Here is a 23377-nt window from a genome sequence, read left to right on the forward strand (position 1 = left end):
GGGCGAAATCGGACAGGGGAGAATCGACGCTCGTGGCGGTTCTCCCCGACGACCTTTCCTCCGCGCTCGACGAAGAGCTGGCCAGGCACCCCGTGCCGCGGCTGGCCCAGTCCGTCGACCGGCTCAGCACGCGCTACCGCCAAGGTGACGCGGCGACTTCGCCGATCCTGAGCTCCGAAGCCGACATAGCCGCGTACGCCGGCTATCGGATGCCGGCGACCTACGCGGCGGTACACACTGTGCTCGCCGAAGCCGCTTCACGCGTTCCCGGCTTCGAGCCGCGCACGCAGATCGATGTCGGCGGAGGCACCGGCGCGGCGGTCTGGGCCGCCGCGGCCGTCTGGCCGTCGCTCACGAAGTGCACGGTGCTGGAGCAGGTCGCCGGCGCCATCGGGCTCGGCAAGCGGCTCGCCGCGGGCGCCGGGATCCCGGCGGTACGGAACGCCGAATGGCGACGCGGCTTCGTCGACCCGGCCGCGCCGGCCCCGGAGGCGGACCTCGTCACGCTGTCCTACGTGCTCGGTGAGCTGCCGGAGGGAACCCGCCCCGACGTCGTGCGCTGGCTCGCGGCGAAGGCCGGGGCGGTCGCGCTGGTCGAGCCGGGCACCCCGGCGGGCTACGAGCGGATCCGCGCCGCGCGTGCCCAGCTGATCGAACTGGGCCGGCACGTGGTCGCGCCGTGCCCGCACGACGGCGCCTGCCCGATCGTGCCCGGCGAGGACTGGTGCCACTTCGCCACGCGGCTCCCTCGCTCGGGGCTGCACCGGCGGCTGAAGGCGGCCACGCTCGGGTTCGAGGACGAGAAGTTCGCGTACGTCGTCGCGGCGCGGGTGACGCCGGAGCGGCCGGACGCGCGGATCATCCGGCACCCGAAGAAGCACAAGGGCTGGGTGGCACTCGACCTGTGCACGGCCGCCGACGGGCTGGAACCGGGCGTCGCGGTCTCGAAGAAGCAGGGCCCGCGGTACCGCGCGGCCCGCGACGCCGAGTGGGGCGACGGCTGGTCGACGAACTGACTCCGCCGTGGCAGGGTGGCCGACCATGGGGAAAGTCATCGCGGAAATCAGCATGTCAGCGGACGGCATCGTGGCCGGTCCGGACACCAGCACCGAGCACCGCCTCGGCAAGGACGGCGACCTGCTGCACGAGTGGATGTTCGAGGGCACCGACGCCGACGCCGCGATGGGAGCCCGGCTCTTCGACGGCGCGGGCGCGTTCGTGGTCGGCCGCACGATGTTCGACGTCGGCGTCGACCCCTGGGGCGACGACGGCACGTTCAAGAAGCCGGTCTTCGTCGTCACAAACCGGCCGCACGACCCCGTGGTGAAGGGCCCGACGACGTTCACGTTCGTCACCGACGGCCCGGAAAGCGCGCTGCGGCAGGCGAAAGCCGCGGCGGGCGACGAGAACGTCGTGCTGATGGGCGGCGGCACGACCCTGCGGCAGTTCCTGCGGGCCGGGCTGGTCGACGAGCTGCGCCTGCACGTCGTCCCGCTCCTGTTCGGCGCCGGGGTCCGGCTGTTCGACGCCGAAGCCGGCGAGCACGTGAAGCTGGAACGCACCGCCGTGCGCGAAACGCCGAACGCGACCCATCTGACGTTCCGTGTGCTGAAGCCGGCCTAAGGCATCCGGACCGTCCGCAGGAACGCCGGGAGCAGCCACGGCCGCGGGCCGCCGATCCGGACGCCGCCGCTCGCCACCGCGCGGAGCTTGCCGATCCGGCCGAACATCATCGGCACCAGCACCGCCGGGTCGAACCGCAGCCGCACGTCGGCCCGGCCGTCCGGCTCCTCCGCGCGCAGCTCGCCGTGCCGCAACGCCAGCACCGCCGGTTTCGTGTACGCCGACCGGAACTCCACCGCGATGCGGCGGGGTGACGGCGTCGCGTCGTCGAGCAGGTGGCCCATGCCGTTCCGGACCATGCCGAACAGGAACAGCTCCAGGAACAGCGCCTCGGGCGCCGCGGGGACCGGCCACGGCCGCCGGAGCGCGCGGGCGATGTCGAGGCCGTGGATCAGCAGCTCGTTGACCAGGTGCGCGAGGACGCCGGCCACCGGCACCCGCGAGCCGCCCAGCCACCACACCGGCTTCTCCGGATCCAGGTCCGCGCTGACGAGCAGCACCTCGGCGACGTCCGCGCGCAGCCGCTCGGCCAGCCGGCCGGGGTCGCGCTCCGGGTAGAGCTCGAGCGCGAGCGCGTTGAGCCGCGAAATCGTGTCGATACTGGCCGTGTCGATCGGCTCTTCGAGGCCCGGCAACGGAAGCGGACCGCCTTCGCCGCGGATCATCGCGGTGTACATCAGCGCGATCATCCCGACGTGCGACGCCGTCTCGGCGATCGACCACTCGCCCCATGATTTCGCGTGGGCGTCCGGGACCCCGGCCACCAGGTTCGCGAACCGGGCGGCGATCTCGGGCAGCGCCGCGCGCACCGCCTGCCACTGCGAAGGTTCGACCGTCACGGGTGTCGACGGTAAGGGCCGGGACGGCGTCCCGGGTCTTCGAAGGTGCCGTTATCTTCTGCTCATGGCCCGGTTCCTGCCCCGGTCGACCCGGTGGCGGGTCGCCCTCTTCGCCGCGCTCGCGTCGGGCCTCGTGCTCGGCGTCGGGTCGTACTGGTTCGTGTGGTCGCTGCGGCAAGGGCTGGAGACCTCCTCGCACCAGCTCGCGAGCGAAAAGGCCAGCAAGATCGCCGCACTGCTCGATGCCGGGATCAAGCCCGTCGACGTCGCCAAGCAGATCGAGAACGGCGGCTACCGGATCAGCCCCGGCAAGGAGGAAGAGGGGGACTGTCCGTACAAGCGGACCGGGGGCGGCACCCGCGTCGGGCCGGCGGCCGTGGTCTACGGGCCCGACTGCGTGGTGGGCGTGAGCTTCCCGGGGGACGACGACGACGTGTCCAACGCCGGGACCAAGGACAACAAGCACTACGTGCGGACCTCGTTTCAGCTCGATCCCCTCGGCCTCCAGACCGTCGACACGGCCCAGCGGTTCCTCTGGAGCGGGGTGCCCGCGGCGTCGCTGTTCATCGGCGGGGTGGCCTGGTTCGCGGTCCGGCGGTCGCTGCGGGCGGTGGGCAGCCTCCGCGCCGAGGTCGACGGCGTGCGCGCGGGCGACCTCGGCCGCCGCGTCCCGGTGCCCGACTCCGGCGACGAAATCACCGAGCTCGCCGTGACGATGAACGAAATGCTGGCCCGGCTCGACCGGTCGGTGCGGCGGCAGAGCCAGTTCACCGCGGACGCGGCGCACGAGCTGCGGACGCCGCTGGCGTCGATGCGCACCCAGCTCGAGGTGCAGCTCGCCCACCCCGACCGGCTCGACTGGCGCCACAGCTGCGAAAACGCCGTGCTCGACGTGACGCGGATGGAGACGCTGGCCGCGGATCTGCTGCTGCTCAGCAAGCTGGATGCCGACCAGCCGGCCCGGCACGCGCCGGTGGCGATGGCGGAGCTGGTCACCGAGCACGTCGCCGCCCGGCAGACCCGGGACGGGATCGAGGTGCGCACGGACATCGAAGCGATGCCGGTGGTGCGCGGCCACTCGGGACGGCTGGAGCGCGTGCTGCGCAACCTCGTCGACAACGCCGAGCGGCACGCGAAGAGCCACGTGACGATCACGCTCACCGCGTTCGACGGCCACAGCGTGCTGATCGTCGAGGACGACGGCCCCGGCATCCCGGCCGAAGCGCGCGAACGCGTCTTCGACCGGTTCGTGCGGCTCGACGACGACCGCGCCCGCGACGACGACAGCGGATCCGGACTGGGCCTCGCGATCGCCGCGGAGATCGCGCGGACCCACGGCGGCACGCTGCGCGTCGCCGAGAGCACGTCCGGCGCTCGCCTGGAGCTCCACCTGCCGCTTGCCTGAAGACTTCTTCAGCTCGCTTAAGCTCCGGTTCAGCGTGGCCGCACGAACATCCCGCCATGCTGATCGATCTCGCACCGGCTCCGGCGCGCACGCGCGAAACCCGCGCGGTCCCCTACATCGTCGCCGCCGTCGCCTTCGCCGGGTACGCCGCCTGGTCGCTGCAGCGGCTGCGGACGTTCGACGCGAGCGGGTTCGACCTGGGGATCTTCGAGCAGGCGGTGCGGTCCTACGCGCACGGGTCCTGGCCGGTGTCCGATCTGCTCGGCCCCGGCGCGCCGACGCTGGGCGACCACTTCCACCCGATCCTGGCGCTGCTCGCGCCGTTCTACCTGCTCTGGCCGTCGCCGGGCTGCCTGCTGGTCGCCCAGGCGCTGCTGTTCGCGCTCTCCGCCGTGCCGGTGACGCGGTGCGCGCTCGAGGTGCTGGGCGCCCGGCGCGGCGCGGTCGTGGGCGCCGGGTACGTGCTGTCGTGGGGCCTGCTGTCCGCGGTCAACTTCGACTTCCACGAGGTCTGCTTCGCCGTCCCGATGCTGGCGTTCGCCACGGAACACCTGCTGCGCCAACGGTGGCGGGCCGCGGTCTGGTGCGCGCTGCCGCTGGTGCTGGTCAAGGAGGACCTGCCGATGACGCTCGCCGCCGTCGGGATCGTGCTGGTGCTGAACCGGCAGCGACGGCTCGGCTGGGCGGTGGTCGCGTTCGGCGTCGCGACGACGGCGTCGCTCGTCCTGGTGGTGCTGCCGGCGCTGAACCCGGCCGGCGCGTACGCGCACAGCGGTGGCTTCAACCCGTTCGGCGGGGCGATCGTCAAGGTTTCGATGCTGCTGGCGTTGCTGGTGCCGACGGCGTTCACGGCGCTGCGGTCGCCGCTGGTCCTCCTCGCGGTGCCGACGCTGCTGTGGCGGCTGGTCTCGGCGAACGACCGCTACTGGGGCATGGGCTACCACTACAGCGCGGTGCTGATGCCGATCGTGTTCATCGCGGCGGCCGACGGCGTCCGGCGGGCCGGTCCGCGGTCGCGGACGTTGCTCCCGGCGTGCGCGCTGGTCGTCGGCCTGGGGTCGGTCGGCCTCCAGGCGGCGCACCTGACCAGCGGTGTCTGGACGCCTTCGCAGCGGGACGGCATCGACGCGGTGCTGGCGCGGATCCCGGACGACGCCACGGTGATGGCGTCCAACCGGCTGGCCCCGCGGCTGACGTCCCGGTGCACGGTGCTGTTCTTCGACGGTTACCCGCACCCGGAGCTCCGGCCGGAGTGGGTGGTGGTGGCGAACCCGGAACAGTCCTGGCCGACCACGCTGGAGTCGAAGGCGGCCGCGGTGACGGAGCTGGAGCGCACGGGGTACCGGCAAGTCGACGGGACGGACTCCGTCGTGCTGCTCCACCGCGCGGTGGAAACGTCGCAGCGGTAACCGGCCAGTCGGGGGGCGTGCCGGCCGGTTACCGCCGCACCGAGGAAGAGGGCACCCCGGCCAAGGAATGACGCGCGGCTTCCCGCTTCACTCGATCGAGTGACGCGGGGGGGGCCGGCTCAAGCGCCCCAAAGTGGCGTTCGGTGCGTCCAGCGCACCCAATGTGGCGTTCGGTGCGTCCAGCGCACCCAACGCCACATTGGGGCGTTTGGGCAGGTCCCTCAGCTGCGGCCGAAGCAGACGAACGGCATCAGCGGCTCCGCGCGGGCCGCGTCCGCCAGCGCCCGCGCCGGGGGCGTGCCCGCCGAGAGCGCCCGGTGGAACGCCAGCATCACGCCGCCGGCCGTGCGGTCGTCGACCCTGGCCACGCTCGAGACCACCGTGCGGCTCCCGCCGTAGAGCAGCGCCGCCGTGAACCCGAGCACCTCGTCGCCCGCCCGGACCACCGCCTGGCCGACGTCGCACGACGACAGCACCACCTGCTCCGGCGCCGTCGAAAGCCGCTGGACGTCGTACGCCATCAGCGGCCCGTCGGCCAGGTTGAGCCGGGAGAACAGCACGTTCTCCTGCTCGTGGTGGCCGTGCGCGGCGAAGTGCGCCAAGCGGCAGCCGTCGAACGCCTTGAGCGTCGCCGCGACCGTCGCGTCCGGGCCGGTCAGCACCTCGGCCTCCGGGTACAGCGGCGCCAGCAACGCGACCTCGGCCTCCGCGTGGATCAGGTCGGAGCCCGCGACCAGCAGGGGCGCCCCGCCGGCCCGGCGGGGCCGGTGGCCCGCGTCGAGCCAGGTCGACGACGACGGCGTGACCGTCACCGGGCGGCCGCGCACCGTCGGCAGCAGGCCCCACGGGATCGCCGAAAGCGCGCCGGTCGGCACGACGACGACGTCGAGGTCGCCGAGCCGGGAAGCCAGCGGGGCCAGCAGGATGCCGTCCAGCGCGGTGACCTGGGTCCGCACCGACCGGCGGATGACCTTGTCCAGCCTCAACGGCAGCTGGCGGCCGCACAACGCGTCGAGGTCGCTGTGCAGCCGCGCGACCGGCTCGGCGACGGCCGACGCCGGACCGAGCTCGATCAGCGCGACGCGGTGGTCCGCGATCACCTGCGCGCACAACGCGCCGTGGTCGGCGAGGAAGCACACCATCGCACTGCCGGTCGCCGCGAGCTCGTCGCCGACCTCGCCGAGCTTCGCCTCCTTGTGGCTGACGTCGGCGCCTTCGGACTGCCAGCCCTTCGCGCGGATCTCCCGTTCCAGCGCGGCGCACCGCTTCACGGCCTGGGTGTCCGGCTTCCCGGACAGCTCGCCCGCGCGGATCTGCATCGAGAGGTACCGCAGCTCGGCGACGGCGTCGACGGTCTCCGGGTGCGCGGGCGGACACACCGGCCGGAACCGGAACGCCTGGGCGCGCGAGCGGTCGAGCCACCGGAACACCACGCCGGGCGACCGCTGGGCGAGCGCCGCGGCGAGGCCGGCGTCGGCGAGTTCCTTGCCCAGTGACGTCGTCCCGGTCAGCAGGTCGACGCTGCCGAACCGGCTGCGGTGCCGCTGCAGCTGGGTCAACCCGGCCCGCGCGTTCGCGAACGTCACGCGCCGGTGGCCGCTCGCGGCCCCGAGCTCCGCCAACGCGAGCCGCCGCACCAGGCGGTTCTCCAGCGGCGCGCTCCGGCGGTCGCGTGGGGCGATCCCGGCGCGGGCGCCGTCCAGGTCACCCAGCGCGATCCGGGTGCGCGCGGCCAGCAGCGCCGCGATTTCCGCGTCGTTGCGCAGACCGAGCCCGGTGAGCCGGTCCGCCAGCGCGGTCGCCTCCTCGGCGACGCGGGCGATCCGCCGTCCGGCCGCGAAGTCCGCGCGCAGCACGGTCAGCTGCGCGACCGCCGCCCACGTTTCGTTGCCTCGACGGCGAAACCGGCGTCCGGCGCGGCCGGCCCAGCTCCGCGCGGTCGACGGCGCCCCGCTCGCCAGCGCCGCCAGTGCCCTGGTCAGCTCGGCCTCGGCGTGTTCCTGGTTCATCCGCAGCCGCGGGAACTGCTCCAGTGCCACCTCCAGTTCGGCGGCGGCTTCGTGGGGCAGCCCGGCGGCGAGCAGCGCCCGCGCCTTGTCGACGGCCAGCACCGGCAGCATCCCGACGCTCTGCTTGGCGTAGAACCCGCTCGCCGCGTCGAAGTCGCGCAGCGCGCCTGGGATGTCGCCGGTCAGCACCCTGGCCTGGCCGCGGCCGTGCGCGGCTTTCGCGAAGATCCGCTCCAGGCCCTCTTCGGAAGCCTGCCCGGCACCGATCTGCTCGCACTGGTCGAGGTCGGCGAGCGCGAGCCGGACGCGCCCGGCGTACTGGTGCAGCATCGCGCGGTTGAGCAGCGTCCTGGCGAGCACGACGAATTCGCCGGCCTGCCGCAGCAGCGGGATCGCCTCGTCGAAGCACGTCAGCGCCTCGTCCAGCCGGCCGATCAGGATGAGCACGAGACCGCGCTGCTGGCGCAGGACCCCGCGCCCGGCGTCGGACACCAGGACGTCGGCTTCGTCGAGCAGCGCCAGCCCGCGGGCGCTGTTGCCCAGCGCCGTTTCGACGGCCGCGTAGGTGCCGAGCACGCGCGTCGCGAGGTCGGGCCAGGCCGGCCAGCCCGGCGGCGGCGCGGTCGCGGGCAGGCCGAGCAGCCGCGCGGCGGAGCGGATCAGCCGTCCGCCGACCACCGGCTGGCCGTTGTTGGTCGCCGCGACCGCGCGCCGGTGCAGGTCGCGCACCCGGTCTTCGACCTTCGGTGACACGACCACGGGCTGCCCTCCCGGCCGGGGACTCCGCCCCTCGGCCGAGCAGGCGGGTCACAACTCGATCGCCGGCGTGCTCACCGTTCGCGACCGTCCGAGCGTCCGGACCAGGACCTGCACCATCCCGTGCGGGACACCGCTGACGGCGAACCGGCCCTCGGCGTCGGACGTCGTCGTCAGCGGTCCGTTCCGGGTGCGGACCTCGATCGGGTGCTCGGCGGGCGGGGTGAGCCAGCCGTCCAGCCGGATCGTACCTCCGGTTTCGGGGCTCACATTCACCATGATGGTCAGACTTTCGCTGTCGAACGTGATGAGTCTTCCCTGTTCAGCGGCGCTTCGCGCGACGGTGAGCCCCTCCTGTTCACGAATCCGCATCACTTCGAGGTCGACGTCCTCCAGCTGGATCGCGAACCGGATCTGGTCCACCAGCGTGGGGGGCATCGGGTCGGCGTCTTCCCACAGCTCGCGCATCCCGGCCAGCAGCCGGAGGTCGAGCTCGTCCAAGGGCTCGTTCGCGCCGGGTGGTTCGACGGTGGTCACAGCCAATCTCCTTCGCCGTTGGCGAGTAGCTGCTCGCGCAGGCGCGCGAGGCAACGTCCCCTGGTCGGGCCGATACTCCCCCTCGGCATACCCAGCCGGGCGCCCACTTCGGCGTAGTCCGGCCGGTGCACGAACGCCACGATCCGCAGCAGGCTGCGGCAGCGTTCGGGCAGCTTGTCGACCGCGCGCCACAACCGCGCGCGCTGGTCGTCGCGCAGCACCCCCTCCTCGGGTGCCGGCGATGCTTCGACGAGCCGCTCCGGGAGCTCCGGCAGCGGCCGTTCGACCTGGCGCTTTTCCCCAGTCCGCCAGGACTCCCGCTTGGTGACGGTGATCAGCCAGCCGGTGAGCGCGATCGGCGAGCGGATCTCCGCAAAGGAGCCGAGCAGCCGCAGCCACGTCGTCTGCACGACGTCGGCGGCCTGGTCGACATCCAGGCCCTGGTCACGCGCCACCTGCCAGAGCAGCGGCGTGAGCAGGGAAACCAGTTCGTCCAGCGCCGCGCGGTCACCTTCCCGCGCGGCGCCGAACAGCGCCGCGACCCGGTTGTGGTCGGTCTTGGCCACGTTCACAGCGAACCCAACGCGGTCCAGGCGCGCTTGACGACCGTCTCGCGGTCCACCGTGTCCAGGTCCCCGGAGAGGAGCAGCGCGTTGCCGAGCTCGGCGGCGGCGAGCGGCGCGGCGAACGACGTCCCGTCCCAGACCGCGAAGCCGGCGCTGTAGTCGTCCGGGTCGAACGAGTTGCGACCGTGGCCGGGCACCTCGTGGTCGGCGGCCGCGGTGCCGCGGACGTCGGTCGGGTAGGTGCTGACGACGCCGGCGCCGGTGGCCCAGCAGCGGACCCACGGGCCTTCGTTGGAGAACAGCGCCTTGCTGGTGGTGACGTCGGGGTTGAGCGCGCCGACGCTGATCACCTGCGGGCCGGAGCCGCTTCCGAGCGGCTGGTCGGCGAAGGCCGCCGGGTAGAAGCGGCGGGTGGTGGCGTCGTTGCCCGCGGCGGCGACGACGAGCACGCCGAGCCCCAGCAGTTCCGCGATGGCCGAGCCGAACTGGCCGGTGTAGGCGATGTCGGCCGGGTTCTCTTCGTAGTAGCCGAGCGACAGCGAGACGATGTCGACCATCTTCTCGGGCCGGTTGTTCGCCTGCGCGTCCCGGACGCGGTCGGCCAGCAGGTGCAGCGCGAGCAGGACGTCGGCCTCGTACGCGACGCCGTCGCTGTGCACGACGCGGATCGCGAGGGTGTCGGCCTCGGGGCAGGCCTGCCGGACGATGCCGGCGATGAACAGGCCGTGCCCGGTGTCGGTGTCGACGTCGCCGATCAGCGGCTGGCCGGTCGTCGGGGCGTCCCAGTGGTCGGTGAGCAGCTGGGTCGGCAGGGTGCTGCCGGAGGCGAGCTGGGCCTGGAGGATCGCCGCCTGGATGTCCGGCGCGACGGCGAGCCCGGCGCCGGCGGGCGGCGGGCCGCCGCGGTCCGCCAGCCCGAACCACGGGTGCGGGCCGATGCCGGTGTCCAGCACGGCGATCACCGGCCGCCGGTGCGCGGGCTCCTTGCCGCGGTACGGCGGGTCCGCGGCCAGCGTCACCGGGATCCGGTTGGCCCCGCGCGTGCGGCCGTAGGAGCTGCCCGCGCCGAACCCGCTGGTCTCCCACGGCGTGCCGCCGAGGCCGCTGGTCTCCCAGGGCACCCCGCCGAACACCGGTGTGGTGAACAGCAGGTGCTCGACGGAGATCCGCGCGACCAGCTCCGGGTCGATCTCCCGCCGCTCGGCGGCGGACCGCAGCAGCTGCAGTGCCTTCCAGCAGTCGACGACGACCGGGTCGACGTCCTCGCGGACGTGCAGCAGCGCCCGCACGGGCAGGTCTTCGAGCGGCTGGACGCGGCCGGCCTCCTTGGTGCCGCCGTCCGGGACGGCCGGGGTGGCGTAGATGCCGATGCGGGCGAGCACGCCGTTGATCGCGGCCAGGCTCCGCTGGTCGCGCAGGTAGCGATCGGGGATGAGGAACACGCCCGGCCGGTACACGGTCGTGCGCGGGGCCGGCCGCCCGGCTACGGCGACGGCCGTCGCCGGATCGAGCACGCGCGCGCCGTGCCGGTCGAGCAACTGTCTGGGCGGGGACGGGAGCTCGTTGATCGTGCTCTCGTCCTCCGTGAACGCTTCAGCCTCTTCCACCGTCTCTTCTCGCACGAACCTGACGACCATCGGGTCCACCCTCCTACTGCCTCGCCCCCGCCATTGATCACGCTTGGCACCCGGGAAAGACCGGGGAGCCGCCCTTGGAATACGACACCGACATCTCGAACGCATAACGACGACGGCAATCGGGTGAAGACGTATCTGACGGCCCCGGCTCACCCACTTGGCCTCCGGAAGTCACGTCTTCACACGGGGGAGATCACCATGGCTCTGCTCCGGTCGAGCGAGCAGGAGGCGGACCGGCCGGCACCGGTGCGTGGACCAGGCGGGGCCTTCACCCCGGAACCCGCCACCGGCGGTGGCCGCTTCACGGTGCCGCTCGACCTGCCGCCCGGCCCCGGGGGCTGCGCGCCCGCGCTGGCACTGCGCCACACGACCGGCGCGCCGAACGGCCCGTTCGGCGGCGGGTTCGCGCTGCCGCTGCCGCACGTCCGGCCGGCCGCCGGCCAGGCGCGGTCCGCCGCGGACGGCAGGCTCGTCCGCCGCGGCGACGGCTTCCTGCTCACCACCCGGCCGGGAATCCGGCACGTCCTCGGGCCGGACGGCGGCGGCTCCGCCTGGTACCTCGAGCGCACCGAGGACGCGCTGGGCAACACCACGACGTTCGACTGGACGCACCACAGCGGACAGGCGTACCTCGCCCGTGTCGCCTACGGACCGTACGAAGTGGACTTCACGTACGAGCCGCGGCCGGACGTGCTGCGCTGGGGACGAAACGACACCCTCGTCTCGACGGCGCTGCGGTGCGCCCGGATCGACCTGCGCGTCCCCGGGGACGCGCGGCCGCTCGTCCGGCGGTGGAGCCTCGGCTACGACGCCGACGACGTCACCGGCGCGTCCCTCTTGACGTCCGTCGCGCTCACCGGCTTCGACGCGAACGGCGCCGAAGCGGCCGCGCCGGCACTGCGCCTGGCCTACGCCCACACGGAACTCCCGGCGGCGCGGCGGGTCCAGCTCGCCGCACGAGCCCGGACCGGTCAGGGCGTGCTGCTGTTCGACACCGACGACTCGATGCCCTACCACTCGCTCGAAGACCTTCCCCGGACCGGTCGGCTGAGCGAGATCGACAACGGCCTCGGGCTGCGGACCTCGATCGAGTACGCGACGGTCGGCGAGGTCCTGGTGGTCCGGCGGGTCACCCTCCGCGAAGCGGTCACCGGGCAGGCGGGGGTGACCGAGTTCGAGTACCACGACGGCCGGTTTCCCGGCTTCGGCCGGGTCGTGCAGGACGAGCTCGGTGACGAGTACGCGCCAACGCTGCGGACGATCCGCTGGTTCGGTGACGGCGGGCTGCTGCGCAAGGAGGAGACCTACGGCCTCGACGGCTCGCCCGAAGCGGACCGGCCGTACCGCCGGGTCGAGCACTTCCGCCGTCCACAGTGGACACGATCGGTGACGACCGAGTTCGAGCGCCGGACGGCGCCGGTTTCGGTCACCACGACGGAGACGGTCTTCGACCCCACGGGGAACCCGGCCCGGCGGGTGGAGACGACCGAGCGACCCGGTCGCACCCCGGTCGTGCACGAGACGCGCACGACGTACGCGACCGACCCCGAACACCGGTTCGCGGCACTGCCCGCTCGGGTGCGCGAACTCGACGGAACCGGAAAAGTATTGTCCGACAAGGTGTTCCGGTACGACGAAGAGCCCGACGGCCGCGCCGGTTCGCACGGGCTGCGCACCGCGGAGGAGGAGCTGGTGCTCACCGACGCGCTCGTCGCCGACGTCTACGGCCCGCTCGCGGCCGACTTCCGGCACTACGGCTACCACCGCCGTCCCGGCGAGGACGGCTGGTGGACCACGACGTTCCACGGGCGGCTCGACACGGTCACCGGGCTGCGCACCACGACGACGAGCCCGCTCGGCCACACCACCGAGGTGCGGTATTCCGCCGACCGCTGTTTCCCCGAAGCCGCCACGGACCCGGTCGGGAACGTGACGGTCACGCGGTACGACGTCCGCACGGCGCGGGTGCGCGAGACGACCGACCCGGCGGGCGCGGTGACCACGGTGACGCTCGATCCCTTGGGCCGTCCCGAAACCGTCGTGCGGCCGGGCGACTCGGCGGACCTGCCGACCGTCCGGTACCGCTACGACGGCAACCGGGTCACGACCGAGCAGCGGGCGGTGTCCGGCGAGGCGGAGGTGATCGTCACCGCGGAAGTCCGCGACGGCGCGGGACGGCTGCTGCAGCGCCGGCACGCCGAGCTCCTCGGCGACGTCGTCGACGAACACCACGAGTACTGCGCGCGGGGGCTGGTGTGCCGGACGAGCCGGGCGTTCCGGGACGGCGAGCCACCCGGCACGCCGGCCGAGTTCCGGTACGACGCGCTCGGCCGGCCGCTGACCACCGCGGACGTCCGTGAGGGGCACCCGCACGGCCCGTGCGACCTGCTCGGGCGGGAGCTGCGCGGCGCCGACGGCGTCGTGTACGTCCGGGACGCCGCCGGGAACCCGGTGGAGTCCCGGGCCGGCGGGCACACGGTGTTCCGCGTCCACGACGCGGCCGACCGGGTGGTGGCGGTGCTGGCCGACGACCCGCGCGGGAGGCCGGTCACGACGTTCACCTACCACGACGGCGGGCTTCCGGTGCCGTTCGGCGCGGGGCCGTACAGCCTTGGGCGGCTGGTGTGCGTCACCGACGAATCCGGCGTGACGCTGTTCGGCTACGACGCGCTCGGCGATCCGGCCGAGAAGCGCTGGCGCCCGGCGCACGTCGCCGTCGAGTACCGCCTGGACCTGGTGCGCCGGGCCGACGGCCGGCTGTCGGAGGTGGTCTACCCCGACGCCGGCGACGGGCGGCTGACCGTGCGCCACCAGTACGACGAGGTCGGCAGGCTGGTGAGCGTGCCCGGCTTCGTCGACGCCGTCCACTACGACCTGCACGGCCGCCGCACCGCGGTGCACTACGCCAACGGCGTCAGCGAGCTCTTCTCACCATCGCACGTCGTCGCGGGCCGCGGTGGCTGGGTGCGCGAGCTCGAGCCCGGGGCGGCCAAGGTCCCGGAGCCGCCGGGTGGCAGCGAAATCCGGGACGCGTTCGGCCGGTTGCGCGGGGTGCACGGCGACGACGGCGTCAACGCCCTGTACGGCTACGACCACACCGGCCGCCGGATCCGCACCCTGGTCACCAACGGCACGCGCGTCCACGAAGTCCTGACGCCGGACGAGCTGTACGCCATCGAGGACGGCGAGCTGGTGGTCGTGGTGGCGGGCACGGTGCACCGGCGCGCGGACGGCACGCGCCGGTACCTGCACTTCGACGACCAGGACGCCGTCGCCCTGGTGACGGACGAGAAGGGCGCGGTCGCCGAGGAGGATCCATGGTGGTCGTGAGCGCTCAGCCCAGCCATTCCCGGGAGCCCCAAGTCCGTGAATGTCGCATTGAGGGACTTGAAGTCCCTCAATGCGACATTCACGGCTTTGCGTCGAGGAGCCCCGGCGTCAGCTCATGGTGATCGCGTTCAGCTTTTCTCGGAGGTAGTCCGCCGCGATCACCTCCGGGTACGTGCGCCTGCCCAGCGGGGGCGCGAGCGACGTGATCCGCGCGTCGTGATCCGTCTCGTAGAAGAAGATCAGCGACACCAGGTCCTCCTCCGGCGCGCTCGCCGCCGGGGGAAGGACCCGGTGCCGCGTCGAGCGCCAGCGGTCGCCGGTCCAGCGGGCCATCAGGTCGCCGATGTTCACCGTGAACGCGTCCGGGTGGAACGGCGCGTCCTCCCACTCGCCGCCGGCCGTGTAGACCTGCAGGCCGCCGACGCCGGCCTGGCGGTCGAGCACCGTCACCGTGCCGAAGTCGGTGTGCGGGCCGATCCGGAACTGGTCCGGCGCCGGGGCGCCGACGTGGGTCATCGGCGGGTACCAGTTGATGTTGAACGTGTACGTCGGGTGCTCGGTGTGCCGCGTGAAGTGGCTCTCCGCGAGGCCCAGCGCCGCGGCGAAGATCTCCAGCAGGTGGTCCGACAGGGCCCGCATCCGGCGCATGTACTCCGTGGCCGTCTCGGCGAACCCGGGCACCTCGTCCGGCCAGACGTTGGGCTGGAACCAGAACCCGTCGACGTCGGCGACGCCGATCCGGGCGTCCGCGCCCGCAGAGTAGGACTCCTTCAGGTCGGGCGGGGTCTCGGTGCCTTCGGCGTAGCCGTTGGCCTCGACGCCCGGCGGCAGCCAGCCGCGGCCGCCGACGGTCACGGCGTAGCGCTGCTTGACGTCTTCGGGCAGCGCGAAGAAGCGCCGCGCCAGCTCACGGGTCCGCGCGCGCAGGCCGACCGGGACGCCGTGCCCGGTGACCAGCAGGAAGCCGGACTCCCGCAGCGCGCGGTCGATCTGCCCGGCCACTTCGGCCCGGCCTTCGGACGTGCCCGCGAACCACGGCGAAAGGTCCACGAGCGGAACGGATGACGGCATACCGGCTCCTCAGCAAGCGCTGGCGGGACTAGCACTGTCGGGACTAGCACTGGCGGGACAACACTGGCGGGACAACACTGTCCTATTCGGACTTTTCGACCCCGATGTCCTCGAACCACAGGTCCGGACGCGCGGCTATGAACTCCTTCATCAGCGCGGTGCAGGCGGGATCGTCGAGCAGGGTGATCTCCACGCCGAGCCCGGCGAGCCAGTCGTGCCCGCCGTGGAACGTCTCGGCCTCGCCGATCACCACGTGCCCGATGCCGAACTGACGGACGAGCCCGGAGCAGTACCAGCACGGCGAGAGCGTGGTGACCATGATCGTGTCGCGGTAGTGCGGGCGGCGGCCGGCGTTGCGGAAGGCGGCGGTCTCGGCGTGCATGGACGGGTCGCCGTCCTGCACGCGCCGGTTGTGCCCGCGGCCCAGCAGGGTGCCCGCGGTGTCGAACAGCGCGGCCCCGATCGGCACCCCGCCCTCGGCCTTGCCCAGCTCGGCTTCTTCCCGGGCGACGGCGAGCAGGGTGTGCGGATCGATCGGCATGCGTCACTCTTTCGCCCGGGGCCGCGCGTGGCAAGTGTTTGACCGTCCGGCTGCGCCATCCGGCGGATCGAGGACCGGATCTGTCCGCGATGTCTGGCAGACTGCGTGCCATGTACGGCACTTCGGAACGGCTGCTGCGGCTGCTCTCGCTCCTGCAGGCCCGGCGGGACTGGCCGGGCGGCGACCTCGCGGCGCGGCTGGAGGTCGACGTCCGCACGATCCGCCGCGACGTCGAGCGGCTGCGGTCCCTCGGCTACCCGGTGCACGCGACGCCGGGCGTGGCGGGCGGCTACCGGCTCGGCGCGGGCGCCGCGCTGCCGCCGCTGCTGCTGGACGACGACGAGGCCGTCGCGGTCGCGGTCGGCCTGCGCACGGCGGCGAGCGGCACGATCAGCGGCATCGAGGAGACGTCGGTGCGCGCGCTGGCGAAACTGGAGCAGGTGCTGCCCGCGCGGCTGCGGCCGCGGGTCGGCGCGCTGCAGGCGGCGACGGTGTCGCTGCCCGGCGCCGGGCCGACGGTCGACGCGGAGGTGCTCACCGCGATCGCCGTCGCGTGCCGCGACCAGGGGCGGCTGCGCTTCGGCTACGGCGACCGCGACGGCGCGGAGTCGCACCGGTCGGTCGAGCCGCTGCGGCTGGTCCACACCGGGCGGCGCTGGTACCTGGTCGCGTTCGACCTCGACAAGCAGGACTGGCGCACCTTCCGGGTCGACCGGATCGCGGGGGTGCCGGTGGCGGGCTTCCGGTTCACCCCGCGCGAACCGCCGGCCGAGGACCTCGCGGCGTACGTTTCCAGCCGGATCTCGACGGCGCCCTACCCGCACCGGCTCGTGCTGCGGGTGGCCGCCCCGGCCGCCGTGCTGGCCCGCCGCATCCCGCCCACCAGCGGGGTGGTGGAGGCGGTCGACGAGCACAGCTGCCGGGTGCGGACCGGGGCGAACACCCTGGACACGGTGCCGTACTACCTGGCGCAGTGGGGCTACGACTTCGTCGTCGAGGAAGCGCCGCCCGGCCTGGTGGAGCGGCTGCGGGAGGTCTCCGAACGCTTCGCGCGGGCGGTCGGCTGACGGCGCCGCGGCGCGCGATTCACGCCACCCGGACGCGGTCGGTTTCGCCGTCGGAGAGGAAGGACGCCAGCGCCTGTCCCTCTTCGGCGACGTCGGCGTGTTCGGCCCGGGACAACCGCCGCAGCGGAGTCACGACCACGACTCCGGCGTCGACGGTCCAGGTCGCGGCGACCCGGCCGTCGACCAGCACGACGCGCTCGCCGGCGACCGAGAGGCCGCGGTGGACGTCGTCGATGACGCGCGTGCGGTCGTGGTAGCCGAGAATCGCGTTGTCGAACGCCGGCAGGAACCGCGCCGGGGCGGGCGTGTCCGCGTCGGGACGTGGCGCGCCGGGCAGGTCGAGGAGCTCGCGGCCCCGCTCGTCGCGGAAGACTTCCAGCTCTTCGCGCAGCGCCGCCCACGCCGCCGGCAACCCGGCCAGGCCGCACCAGGCCCGCAGGTCCGCCGAGGCGGCGGGACCGAACGCGGCCAGGTAGCGCCGCACCAGCGCCTGCCCGACCGGGTCGGCGCCGTCCGCACCGTCCGTGGCGGGCGCGTCGGGTTCGCGGCCCAGCCACGCCGTGAGCGGGAGGTTGCGCACACCCGCCTTGGTGCGCCACAGCCCGCGGGGCGGCAGCTGCGCCGTCGGAATCAGCGCGGCGACCAGCATTTCGCCGAGCGCCCGCGGTCCCGGCTCCGGCCAGCGCCCGGCGACCGCTCGCGCGAGTTCGCCCATCGAGCGGGGCTCGCCGTCGGCCAGCACCGCCCGGCCCGCCGCCGCGAGCTCGCCGAGGTCGACCCCGGTGAGCTCGCGGCGGTAGGTGCCGAGGACGCGCTGGCGCAGCATGGTGTCGAACCGGGCCCGCCACGCGAGGACGTCCTCGGCGGTGAGCAGGTGGACGGTGCGGCGCATCAGGTGGGTCCGCACCAGCCGCCGCCCGGTCAGCAGGTCCGACAGCGTCGCCGGCTCGAACGCGCGCAGCCGCGACCACAGCCCGGTGAACGGTTCCTGGGGTTCCTGCGCCTGCAGCCCGCCCAGGTGCGCGACGGCGTCACGCACGGGCAGCGCGGCCCGGTCGAGCAGCAGCTGCCGGGCCAGGGTGGCGCGGTTGAGCGCCCGGGTGTCCAGAACGGTCGGCATATGCCCACCGTTTCATGAATAGCGGACAGGATCTGTCCGCTATTCCGGCCATGCCGAAAACTTCAGCTCGGCCGCGACGCCGACGTCGGCGCGCCGAGCATGCGCAACACCAGTTCGCCGTACTCCTTGCCGAGCGCGGCGGGGGTCTGCCGGGCGCGGTCGCTGTACCAGCGGGCGACGTCGACGCCGAGGGAAAGCACCGCCCGGGCCGAGATGTGCGCGTCGGACACCGTGAACACGCCTCCGGCGACGCCCGCGGCGATCACCTCGCGCACGATCCGCTCGATCCGCCGCCGCAGCTCGGCGACCACCTCGAACTCCTGCTCGGGCAGGGCCTGCAGCTCGTACTGGACGACCCGGGCCACGGTGTGACGCCGCGCGTGCCAGGCCACGAAGTCCTCGACGATCAGCCGGATCCGCTCGACCGGGTCGGACTCCTTCGCGACGACGTTCTCGACCAGGGCGAGGGTCTGCTCGTGGCCGTACCGGCTGATCGCGAAGAGGAGCGCGGCCTTGGACGGGAAGTGCACGTAGAGCGCGGCCGGGCTCATCCCCGCGGCGCCGGCGATGTCCCGCGTCGTGGTGGCGTGGTAGCCGCGCTTCGCGAAGGCTTCCACCCCGGCCAGCATCAACCGGCGCGCTGTCTCCGGCTGCACGTCCGGCCACAGTTCGGCCGACAGCGACATCGTCATCCGGTGATCCTCCCAGATCGCACCGCCGAGTGGCGGGCACGACGGCCAGCCTCGATCGGCACCATTGTAAGCGGCCGCTTTGTCGCCGACCTGGGATCGTGTCCGCGGCTGGTCCATCAGTGGCCGTCGCCGTGCCCACGCGTCGGTGACCGGGCACTGCGGGAGACACCGAAACGAAGGTCGCCTCCGTCGCGCAGGAATGTCCTGATGAGGTTTCGGACGGACTCCGGCCCACGGGGGACTTCTGTGCCGTGACGGCGTGGCGACGCTGTCGCTCGTCGCGGTCGCCATCGACGTGACGACCGGGCGACTGTTTCCCGGCCACCCGCTGCCCTTCCCTGCCATGGCAGGGAAATCGGCTGGCGTGGACCACGCCGGCGGCGGTTGGTCACGAACTGGAAACGGTTACTGTGCGTGACGAGACCGACGACGGTGGTCGGCACGAGTCCGCTGAGGTGCTCGTGAGGGTCGAGAACGATCCGACTGATCGGCCTCGACCCGGCCAGGTCGAGGACGTGAAGTGCGTTCTGGAGGTAGGTACCCCGAACGCACGCTCTGCGGCATGAGCGGATAATTATTGGTAAGCGGCTTGCCGAGGTGACGCTGGAAGTAGTTCTTCTCAGGGGTCGTCAGGGCCAGGTGTGCGCCGAGGCGGCGAACGTCTCAGGCTTGCTGTGCACGGGCACCACGCAGAGCAGGTGGCCGCCTGGTGCGCGTAACGTGTGGGCATCCAGCCAACCGGATACCGGCTCTGCACCCAACGCTGTGAGACGGGCAACCTCCGCGGCCAGGTCATCGGTCTCGATGTCGACGTGGTAGCGCGGCGCATCGTCCTCGACTGCCTGGACGACGGTGAACAGTTCGGGCACGGCGCCGACCAAGACGGTGAACTGTTCTTGTCCCGGCGCGGGATGGGCCGGGACGCCCAGCACCGCGGACCAGAAGTCGGCTGCCGCGCCGGCCTGGGAAGCGGGTGCGTCGATGAGGATCCCGACCAGTCGGCTGCGATGCATGGTCTCAACGCTATCCACAACTCAGGAGCCCGGCAAAGCTCTCGGGCCGGCTCTGACTTCACACCTGCGTGGTGGCCTCACCTGATCTCGGCGGTTGCCAGCCCCGGTCACCTGCAACACGTCAGGCAGCAGCCATCCGATCCTGCTGACGTCCGCTTCTCGGCATGACAGGGCGATCGGATGATCGACAGGGCGGGCAGAGGGCAGAAACGTGGTAGCCGACGCGTCCATGGCGACGGGTGGACGGCTGGACCTCCTCGGCTCAGTCAGCAGTCGGCCCCGGTGAGGGCTGGACCGCTCGGCACCAGGCCGCCCGGAGACCTTCAAGTTCGTGTCGGGGGAACGGACGGCCCCACCGGGTCTGGTAGCAGGCCTCGCCCAGGTCGTCGGCGACGGTGTCGAATGCCCTGAGGACCGTTCTGGCGAGCGTGATCGTTGGCTGCTCGCTTTGCCAGAGCAGGCTTCCTTCGTGTTCAGGTGTCTTCCACTCGGCCGCTTCGACAAGGCGGACCGTGACCGTGTCAGCGCGACGATGGAAGAACCAGCGGTAAACGGTGGGTTCGGCCTCGAACTCGGCCTTGGTGTGGGTCTCATGGAGGATGATCCTGGCCACGGCCCTCAGCAGCTGCTCGGGACCATCGGTGACGTAGGAAGCGAACGCCTCGGCGCTGGTTTGCTCGTCCTCGACAGAGCAGAGCGCCCAACCGTGGTGCTTGATCGTCCAGGTAAGTCGCACGTCCAGCATTGTGATCGGACACGGTGCCCGCCGTCATCCGATTACTACTGCAGGCTGCAGCGGCGTCCGCTCATCGGCATGAGCGTGCGTCGCGACAGTTCAGGTCTGCGGTAGAGGAGAACGCTGATCACGCTCGTCGGCGCGGATGGTCAGCGTGCCCGTTCCCAGAGCGGCATGCGGAAGGTCGCGTAGGTGAACTTGCCGGTGATCTTCCCGGCGGAGTCGAAGTGGAAGACGTCCAGGCCGTGCCATTGGACGCGGCCGCCGTAGCGGAGCCGGGCGAACCACCGCAGCGGCGGGATCGCGCGGTTGCCGTGCGCGTCGGTCAGGTCCAACCGGCACGCCCACCGGATCGTCGCCCGGGCGCGGGACTCGTCGATCACCCGGTCGTACACGTCGAAGGTCATCGCGCCGTAGCGGCCGGGAACTGCGGCGCGAACGCCGCCCGGATCGCGGGGAGACCGCGCAACTCGGGGCCGCGGCCGGGCAGGTAGCGGGCGTCCTCGGCGAAGAAGGACATATCGACACCTACTTCACCCTGGGGCGGCAGCTCACCACCGCCTGCCCCGAGCTGACCGGCACGGACGGGGCGTCCTTGGTCATGGCGGCCAGCGCGTTCGTCGCGAAACTGTTCCTGCTGACCCGCCCCTCGGCCGCACTGCGGGAGCTGTACGACCGCGAGCCGGAGATCGCCCGGGTGTTCCCCCGTTCCGGCCCACGCTGCAGCGCATGATCGCCGCGACTGCGGCCGGGCTACCGGCCACGCATTGATGCAGTGGGCCCTCTCCGCACCTCCGTCCCCCGTTCCGGAGAACGGATGGCCACGGGACCGGAAACTCGGCGGTCCGCTGCCACCGGCAGGACGGGGTGGCACCTGGGGTGCCGGGTTCCGGCGTGAACGTACGCCGTCCGGAATCGGTGCTGGGAACGGCTGGCCGGCTCCGTGCGCTGGCGCCCGCCCAGAACGCGATCGTGGCCATCGATCTGGCCGACACCAAACAGATGGTCGTTGTTACCGACCACGACTCGAAAGTACTGGCACGTAAGACGTTCCTGCCTGGTCAACAGCTCCCGATCCGAACGTGCCCGTCCTGCGGGGCAGGTTTGTGCACCCACCCGGGCGGGGAGGGATGTGAGATGGTCGATGGGTGGCGAGGAGTGCTGGGGAGTTCGACAGCTGGTACGCGGATCGAATCGAGTCGCCGGTGGCCGATGAGCTTGTGCGGCGGGTGCTGGGGCTTCCGCCGGATCTACAGTCCACGAGCCTGCTGGGCGGAGCCGGGCTCGATGAGGTCGTGGCGGCGCTTGACCTGCGTACTGGGCAGGTTCTGGTGGATCTGGCGTGCGGTCGCGGCGGGTACGGGCTGGAGATCGCGCGACGCAGTGGTTGCCGGGTCGTCGGGATCGACTTTTCAGCGGTCGCGATCGAGCACGCCCGGCGCCGGGCGCGGGCGTTGGGGCTGGCGGATCGAGCTGACTTCCGGGTGGGGGAGCTGACCGCCACGGGGCTGAGCACGGCGTCGGCCGACGCCGTGCTCGTCGTTGATTCCATTCAGTTCGCCGAGCCGCTGCCGGACGCGTTGCGGGAGTGTCGTCGAGTTGTCCGCCCCGGCGGACGTGTGCTCGTCACGTGCTGGGAAGCCGTCGACGCGGACGACGAGCGGTTGTCGCCGCGACTGCGGCAGCTGGATCTGGGTAGGCAATTGCCGCGCGCCGGTTTCGTGGATGTCGAGGTCGCCGACAGACCGGTGTGGCGTCTGGCCGAACAAGCACTGTGGCAGGAGGCCCTCACCATCGACGCCGGCGATGACCCTGCGATGCGGTCGATGCAGGATGAGGCACAACGAGTCCTGGCGACTTTCGACAGGTTGCGCCGTGTCCTGGCCACGGCACGCGTACCTCACTCAGCCCCGGCGTCGCTGCCGTAGTCATCCCGTACCAGGGATTCCGCCTACCCCCTTTCATGTCTCATCCCTGGCGACACAAATACCCGCTCATCGGCTACTTGTCATCCACCGGTCGTTGCGCGGGTGTCAGCGCACTTGCGGCGCCAGACCGAGGGGCTGACGCCGCGGGCGCGTTTGAATGCGACGCTGAAGGCGAAGGCGTCCTCGTAGCCGACCGTGCGGGCCACGGTGGCGATGGTTGCCTCGGTGTCCCGGAGCAGGTCCGCCCCCAAAGTCATCCGCCAGCCGGTGAGATAGGTGAGCGGTGGCTGGCCGGTCAAGGTGGTGAAGCGTGCCGCGAAGGCGGCGCGGGACATGCCGACCTCGGTGGCCAGCGCGGCGACTGTCCACCGGTGGGCGGGATCGTCGTGCATCAGGCGCAGCGCGTCGCCGATGGCGGGATCTTCCAACGCCCGGTACCAGGCGGGGAGCACTACCTGCGGCCCGGCACACCAGGCGCGCAAGGCCAGCACGAGCACCAGATCCAGCAGTCGAGCGAGGACTGCGTCCTGGCCGGGTTCGTCGCGCGCGATCTCGGTGGCGAGCAGGTCCAGCGCCGGCTGGGTCCGCGGCCCGGCGGGCACGAGCGCCAGCGGCGGAAGCATGTCCAGCAGCCGAGCACCGGCGTCACCGTGGAGCTCGTAGGCGCCGCGCAGCATGATGGTTGCCCCGGGCAGGCTGTCGCCGTAGGTACGGGGTGCCGAGTGCCGTTGGGCTTGCGCTGCCACCTCGCCTCCGTCGGGGAAGTGTTTCCTCCCTTGGTAGATCACGAACCCGGGTGGGGTGGACGGGTCGTCGGCGATCGTGTGCCGGCCGGGTCCCTTGATGAGGGCGATATCTCCCGGGGCAAGCCGCACCGCGGCGGCACCGGCGTCGTCGAACCTGGCCGAAGCGCACCCGCCGAGCGTGGCCACGACGGTCAGCGGTGGCGGATCGGCATAGGTCACCGACCACGGTGGCCGCCGAATCAGCTGCCGGACTCGCGTGTTGCCGGCGCGGGCCCGGACCAGCAGATCGCTCAGCACGTCCACCCGCCCACCGTAGACGATCACAAAGATATTCTCGACGTTCTCCCATGGA

The 23377-nt window shown here is 72.3% G+C and carries 21 protein-coding genes; 8 read left to right on the forward strand and 13 right to left on the reverse strand.

Features of this window, described 5'->3' with window-relative positions; genetic code table 11:
• Positions 1–32 precede the first annotated feature (32 nt).
• Positions 33–1016 carry a small ribosomal subunit Rsm22 family protein gene (locus AB0M82_RS19625; RefSeq protein WP_364723477.1) on the forward strand — a complete coding sequence of 328 codons (984 nt, stop codon included), beginning with the start codon at positions 33–35 and terminating at the stop codon, positions 1014–1016.
• Between the two features lie 25 nt (positions 1017–1041).
• A complete protein-coding gene (locus AB0M82_RS19630; protein WP_364723479.1) occupies positions 1042–1623 on the forward strand; it encodes a dihydrofolate reductase family protein in 582 nt (193 codons plus the stop codon).
• On the opposite strand, the gene AB0M82_RS19635 is transcribed toward AB0M82_RS19630, so the two are convergent.
• Positions 1620–2462 carry a maleylpyruvate isomerase N-terminal domain-containing protein gene (locus AB0M82_RS19635; RefSeq protein WP_364723482.1) on the reverse strand — a complete coding sequence of 281 codons (843 nt, stop codon included), beginning with the start codon at positions 2460–2462 and terminating at the stop codon, positions 1620–1622. The two genes, AB0M82_RS19630 and AB0M82_RS19635, sit on opposite strands and share 4 nt — an antisense overlap.
• A 64-nt stretch (positions 2463–2526) precedes the next feature.
• Here AB0M82_RS19635 and AB0M82_RS19640 point away from each other — a divergent pair, with 64 nt between their 5' ends.
• Together AB0M82_RS19640 and AB0M82_RS19645 are read left to right on the forward strand one after the other, a co-directional pair.
• Entirely contained in the window at positions 2527–3867 is a 1341-nt protein-coding gene (locus AB0M82_RS19640) for a HAMP domain-containing sensor histidine kinase (RefSeq protein ID WP_364723484.1), read from the forward strand.
• A gap of 56 nt (positions 3868–3923) precedes the next feature.
• Positions 3924–5276, forward strand: a complete 1353-nt coding sequence (locus AB0M82_RS19645; protein ID WP_364723486.1) for a DUF2079 domain-containing protein — start codon at positions 3924–3926, stop codon at positions 5274–5276.
• Between the two features lie 221 nt (positions 5277–5497).
• Here AB0M82_RS19645 and AB0M82_RS19650 read toward each other — a convergent pair whose 3' ends face one another.
• The 4 genes from AB0M82_RS19650 to AB0M82_RS19665 are packed head-to-tail and all read right to left on the reverse strand — an operon-like array spanning position 5498 to position 10781.
• Positions 5498–8044 (reverse strand): CHAT domain-containing tetratricopeptide repeat protein, encoded by a 2547-nt coding sequence (locus AB0M82_RS19650; RefSeq protein WP_364723489.1) that lies wholly within the window; start codon positions 8042–8044, stop codon positions 5498–5500.
• A 48-nt stretch (positions 8045–8092) separates the two neighbouring features.
• The gene (locus AB0M82_RS19655; RefSeq protein WP_364723491.1) at positions 8093–8578 is read right to left on the reverse strand and encodes a hypothetical protein; all 486 of its coding nucleotides are present in this window, start codon (positions 8576–8578) and stop codon (positions 8093–8095) included.
• Positions 8575–9144 carry a sigma-70 family RNA polymerase sigma factor gene (locus tag AB0M82_RS19660; RefSeq protein ID WP_364723494.1) on the reverse strand — a complete coding sequence of 190 codons (570 nt, stop codon included), beginning with the start codon at positions 9142–9144 and terminating at the stop codon, positions 8575–8577. The genes AB0M82_RS19655 and AB0M82_RS19660 overlap by 4 nt, the downstream gene beginning before the upstream one ends.
• Positions 9145–9146: 2 nt before the next feature.
• On the reverse strand, positions 9147–10781 hold the full coding sequence (locus tag AB0M82_RS19665) for a S8 family serine peptidase (protein WP_364723497.1): 1635 nt from the start codon (positions 10779–10781) through the stop codon (positions 9147–9149).
• Positions 10782–10979: 198 nt separating this feature from the next.
• Between AB0M82_RS19665 and AB0M82_RS19670 the strand changes: the two genes are divergently transcribed.
• A complete protein-coding gene (locus tag AB0M82_RS19670) occupies positions 10980–14111 on the forward strand; it encodes a SpvB/TcaC N-terminal domain-containing protein (protein ID WP_364723499.1) in 3132 nt (1043 codons plus the stop codon).
• A 108-nt stretch (positions 14112–14219) separates the two neighbouring features.
• On the opposite strand, the gene AB0M82_RS19675 is transcribed toward AB0M82_RS19670, so the two are convergent.
• Together AB0M82_RS19675 and AB0M82_RS19680 are read right to left on the reverse strand one after the other, a co-directional pair.
• A complete protein-coding gene (locus tag AB0M82_RS19675; protein ID WP_364723502.1) occupies positions 14220–15182 on the reverse strand; it encodes a 2-oxoglutarate and iron-dependent oxygenase domain-containing protein in 963 nt (320 codons plus the stop codon).
• Positions 15183–15264: 82 nt separating this feature from the next.
• A complete protein-coding gene (locus tag AB0M82_RS19680) occupies positions 15265–15723 on the reverse strand; it encodes a nucleoside deaminase (protein WP_364723505.1) in 459 nt (152 codons plus the stop codon).
• Between the two features lie 110 nt (positions 15724–15833).
• On the opposite strand from AB0M82_RS19680, the gene AB0M82_RS19685 reads away from it, so the two are divergent.
• Entirely contained in the window at positions 15834–16790 is a 957-nt protein-coding gene (locus tag AB0M82_RS19685) for a YafY family protein (protein ID WP_364723507.1), read from the forward strand.
• A gap of 19 nt (positions 16791–16809) precedes the next feature.
• Here AB0M82_RS19685 and AB0M82_RS19690 read toward each other — a convergent pair whose 3' ends face one another.
• From AB0M82_RS19690 to AB0M82_RS19710, 5 genes are all read right to left on the reverse strand, one after another.
• The gene (locus tag AB0M82_RS19690) at positions 16810–17910 is read right to left on the reverse strand and encodes a winged helix DNA-binding domain-containing protein (protein WP_364723509.1); all 1101 of its coding nucleotides are present in this window, start codon (positions 17908–17910) and stop codon (positions 16810–16812) included.
• 62 nt (positions 17911–17972) lie between these two features.
• Entirely contained in the window at positions 17973–18602 is a 630-nt protein-coding gene (locus tag AB0M82_RS19695; RefSeq protein ID WP_364723512.1) for a TetR/AcrR family transcriptional regulator, read from the reverse strand.
• A 629-nt stretch (positions 18603–19231) separates the two neighbouring features.
• Complete coding sequence (locus tag AB0M82_RS19700; protein ID WP_364723514.1) at positions 19232–19615, reverse strand: VOC family protein; 384 nt, start codon at positions 19613–19615, stop codon at positions 19232–19234.
• Positions 19616–19877: 262 nt separating this feature from the next.
• Entirely contained in the window at positions 19878–20351 is a 474-nt protein-coding gene (locus AB0M82_RS19705) for a hypothetical protein (protein ID WP_364723517.1), read from the reverse strand.
• A 149-nt stretch (positions 20352–20500) separates the two neighbouring features.
• Positions 20501–20758, reverse strand: a complete 258-nt coding sequence (locus AB0M82_RS19710; RefSeq protein WP_364723520.1) for a hypothetical protein — start codon at positions 20756–20758, stop codon at positions 20501–20503.
• 113 nt (positions 20759–20871) lie between these two features.
• Here AB0M82_RS19710 and AB0M82_RS19715 point away from each other — a divergent pair, with 113 nt between their 5' ends.
• Positions 20872–21084, forward strand: coding sequence for a hypothetical protein (locus AB0M82_RS19715; RefSeq protein WP_364723570.1), 213 nt, complete (start codon positions 20872–20874; stop codon positions 21082–21084).
• Between the two features lie 415 nt (positions 21085–21499).
• Positions 21500–22279 carry a class I SAM-dependent methyltransferase gene (locus AB0M82_RS19720; RefSeq protein ID WP_364723522.1) on the forward strand — a complete coding sequence of 260 codons (780 nt, stop codon included), beginning with the start codon at positions 21500–21502 and terminating at the stop codon, positions 22277–22279.
• Positions 22280–22359: 80 nt separating this feature from the next.
• Here AB0M82_RS19720 and AB0M82_RS19725 read toward each other — a convergent pair whose 3' ends face one another.
• A complete protein-coding gene (locus AB0M82_RS19725; RefSeq protein ID WP_364723524.1) occupies positions 22360–23349 on the reverse strand; it encodes an AraC family transcriptional regulator in 990 nt (329 codons plus the stop codon).
• Between the last annotated feature and the right edge of the window lie 28 nt (positions 23350–23377).

The sequence above is a fragment of the Amycolatopsis sp. NPDC051128 genome, assembly GCF_040682715.1.
In the GTDB taxonomy this organism is placed as follows: domain Bacteria; phylum Actinomycetota; class Actinomycetes; order Mycobacteriales; family Pseudonocardiaceae; genus Amycolatopsis.

Excerpts from the sequence above, each read along its gene's own strand:
- AB0M82_RS19630 (WP_364723479.1), top strand. The coding sequence starts at position 1,042 with ATGGGGAAAGTCATCGCGGAAATCAGCATGTCAGCGGACGGCATCGTG.
- AB0M82_RS19640 (WP_364723484.1), top strand. The coding sequence starts at position 2,527 with ATGGCCCGGTTCCTGCCCCGGTCGACCCGGTGGCGGGTCGCCCTCTTC.
- AB0M82_RS19645 (WP_364723486.1), top strand. The coding sequence starts at position 3,924 with ATGCTGATCGATCTCGCACCGGCTCCGGCGCGCACGCGCGAAACCCGC.
- AB0M82_RS19665 (WP_364723497.1), bottom strand. The coding sequence starts at position 10,781 with ATGGTCGTCAGGTTCGTGCGAGAAGAGACGGTGGAAGAGGCTGAAGCG.
- AB0M82_RS19670 (WP_364723499.1), top strand. The coding sequence starts at position 10,980 with ATGGCTCTGCTCCGGTCGAGCGAGCAGGAGGCGGACCGGCCGGCACCG.
- AB0M82_RS19675 (WP_364723502.1), bottom strand. The coding sequence starts at position 15,182 with ATGCCGTCATCCGTTCCGCTCGTGGACCTTTCGCCGTGGTTCGCGGGC.
- AB0M82_RS19680 (WP_364723505.1), bottom strand. The coding sequence starts at position 15,723 with ATGCCGATCGATCCGCACACCCTGCTCGCCGTCGCCCGGGAAGAAGCC.
- AB0M82_RS19685 (WP_364723507.1), top strand. The coding sequence starts at position 15,834 with ATGTACGGCACTTCGGAACGGCTGCTGCGGCTGCTCTCGCTCCTGCAG.
- AB0M82_RS19690 (WP_364723509.1), bottom strand. The coding sequence starts at position 17,910 with ATGCCGACCGTTCTGGACACCCGGGCGCTCAACCGCGCCACCCTGGCC.
- AB0M82_RS19695 (WP_364723512.1), bottom strand. The coding sequence starts at position 18,602 with ATGACGATGTCGCTGTCGGCCGAACTGTGGCCGGACGTGCAGCCGGAG.
- AB0M82_RS19700 (WP_364723514.1), bottom strand. The coding sequence starts at position 19,615 with ATGCATCGCAGCCGACTGGTCGGGATCCTCATCGACGCACCCGCTTCC.
- AB0M82_RS19710 (WP_364723520.1), bottom strand. The coding sequence starts at position 20,758 with ATGACCTTCGACGTGTACGACCGGGTGATCGACGAGTCCCGCGCCCGG.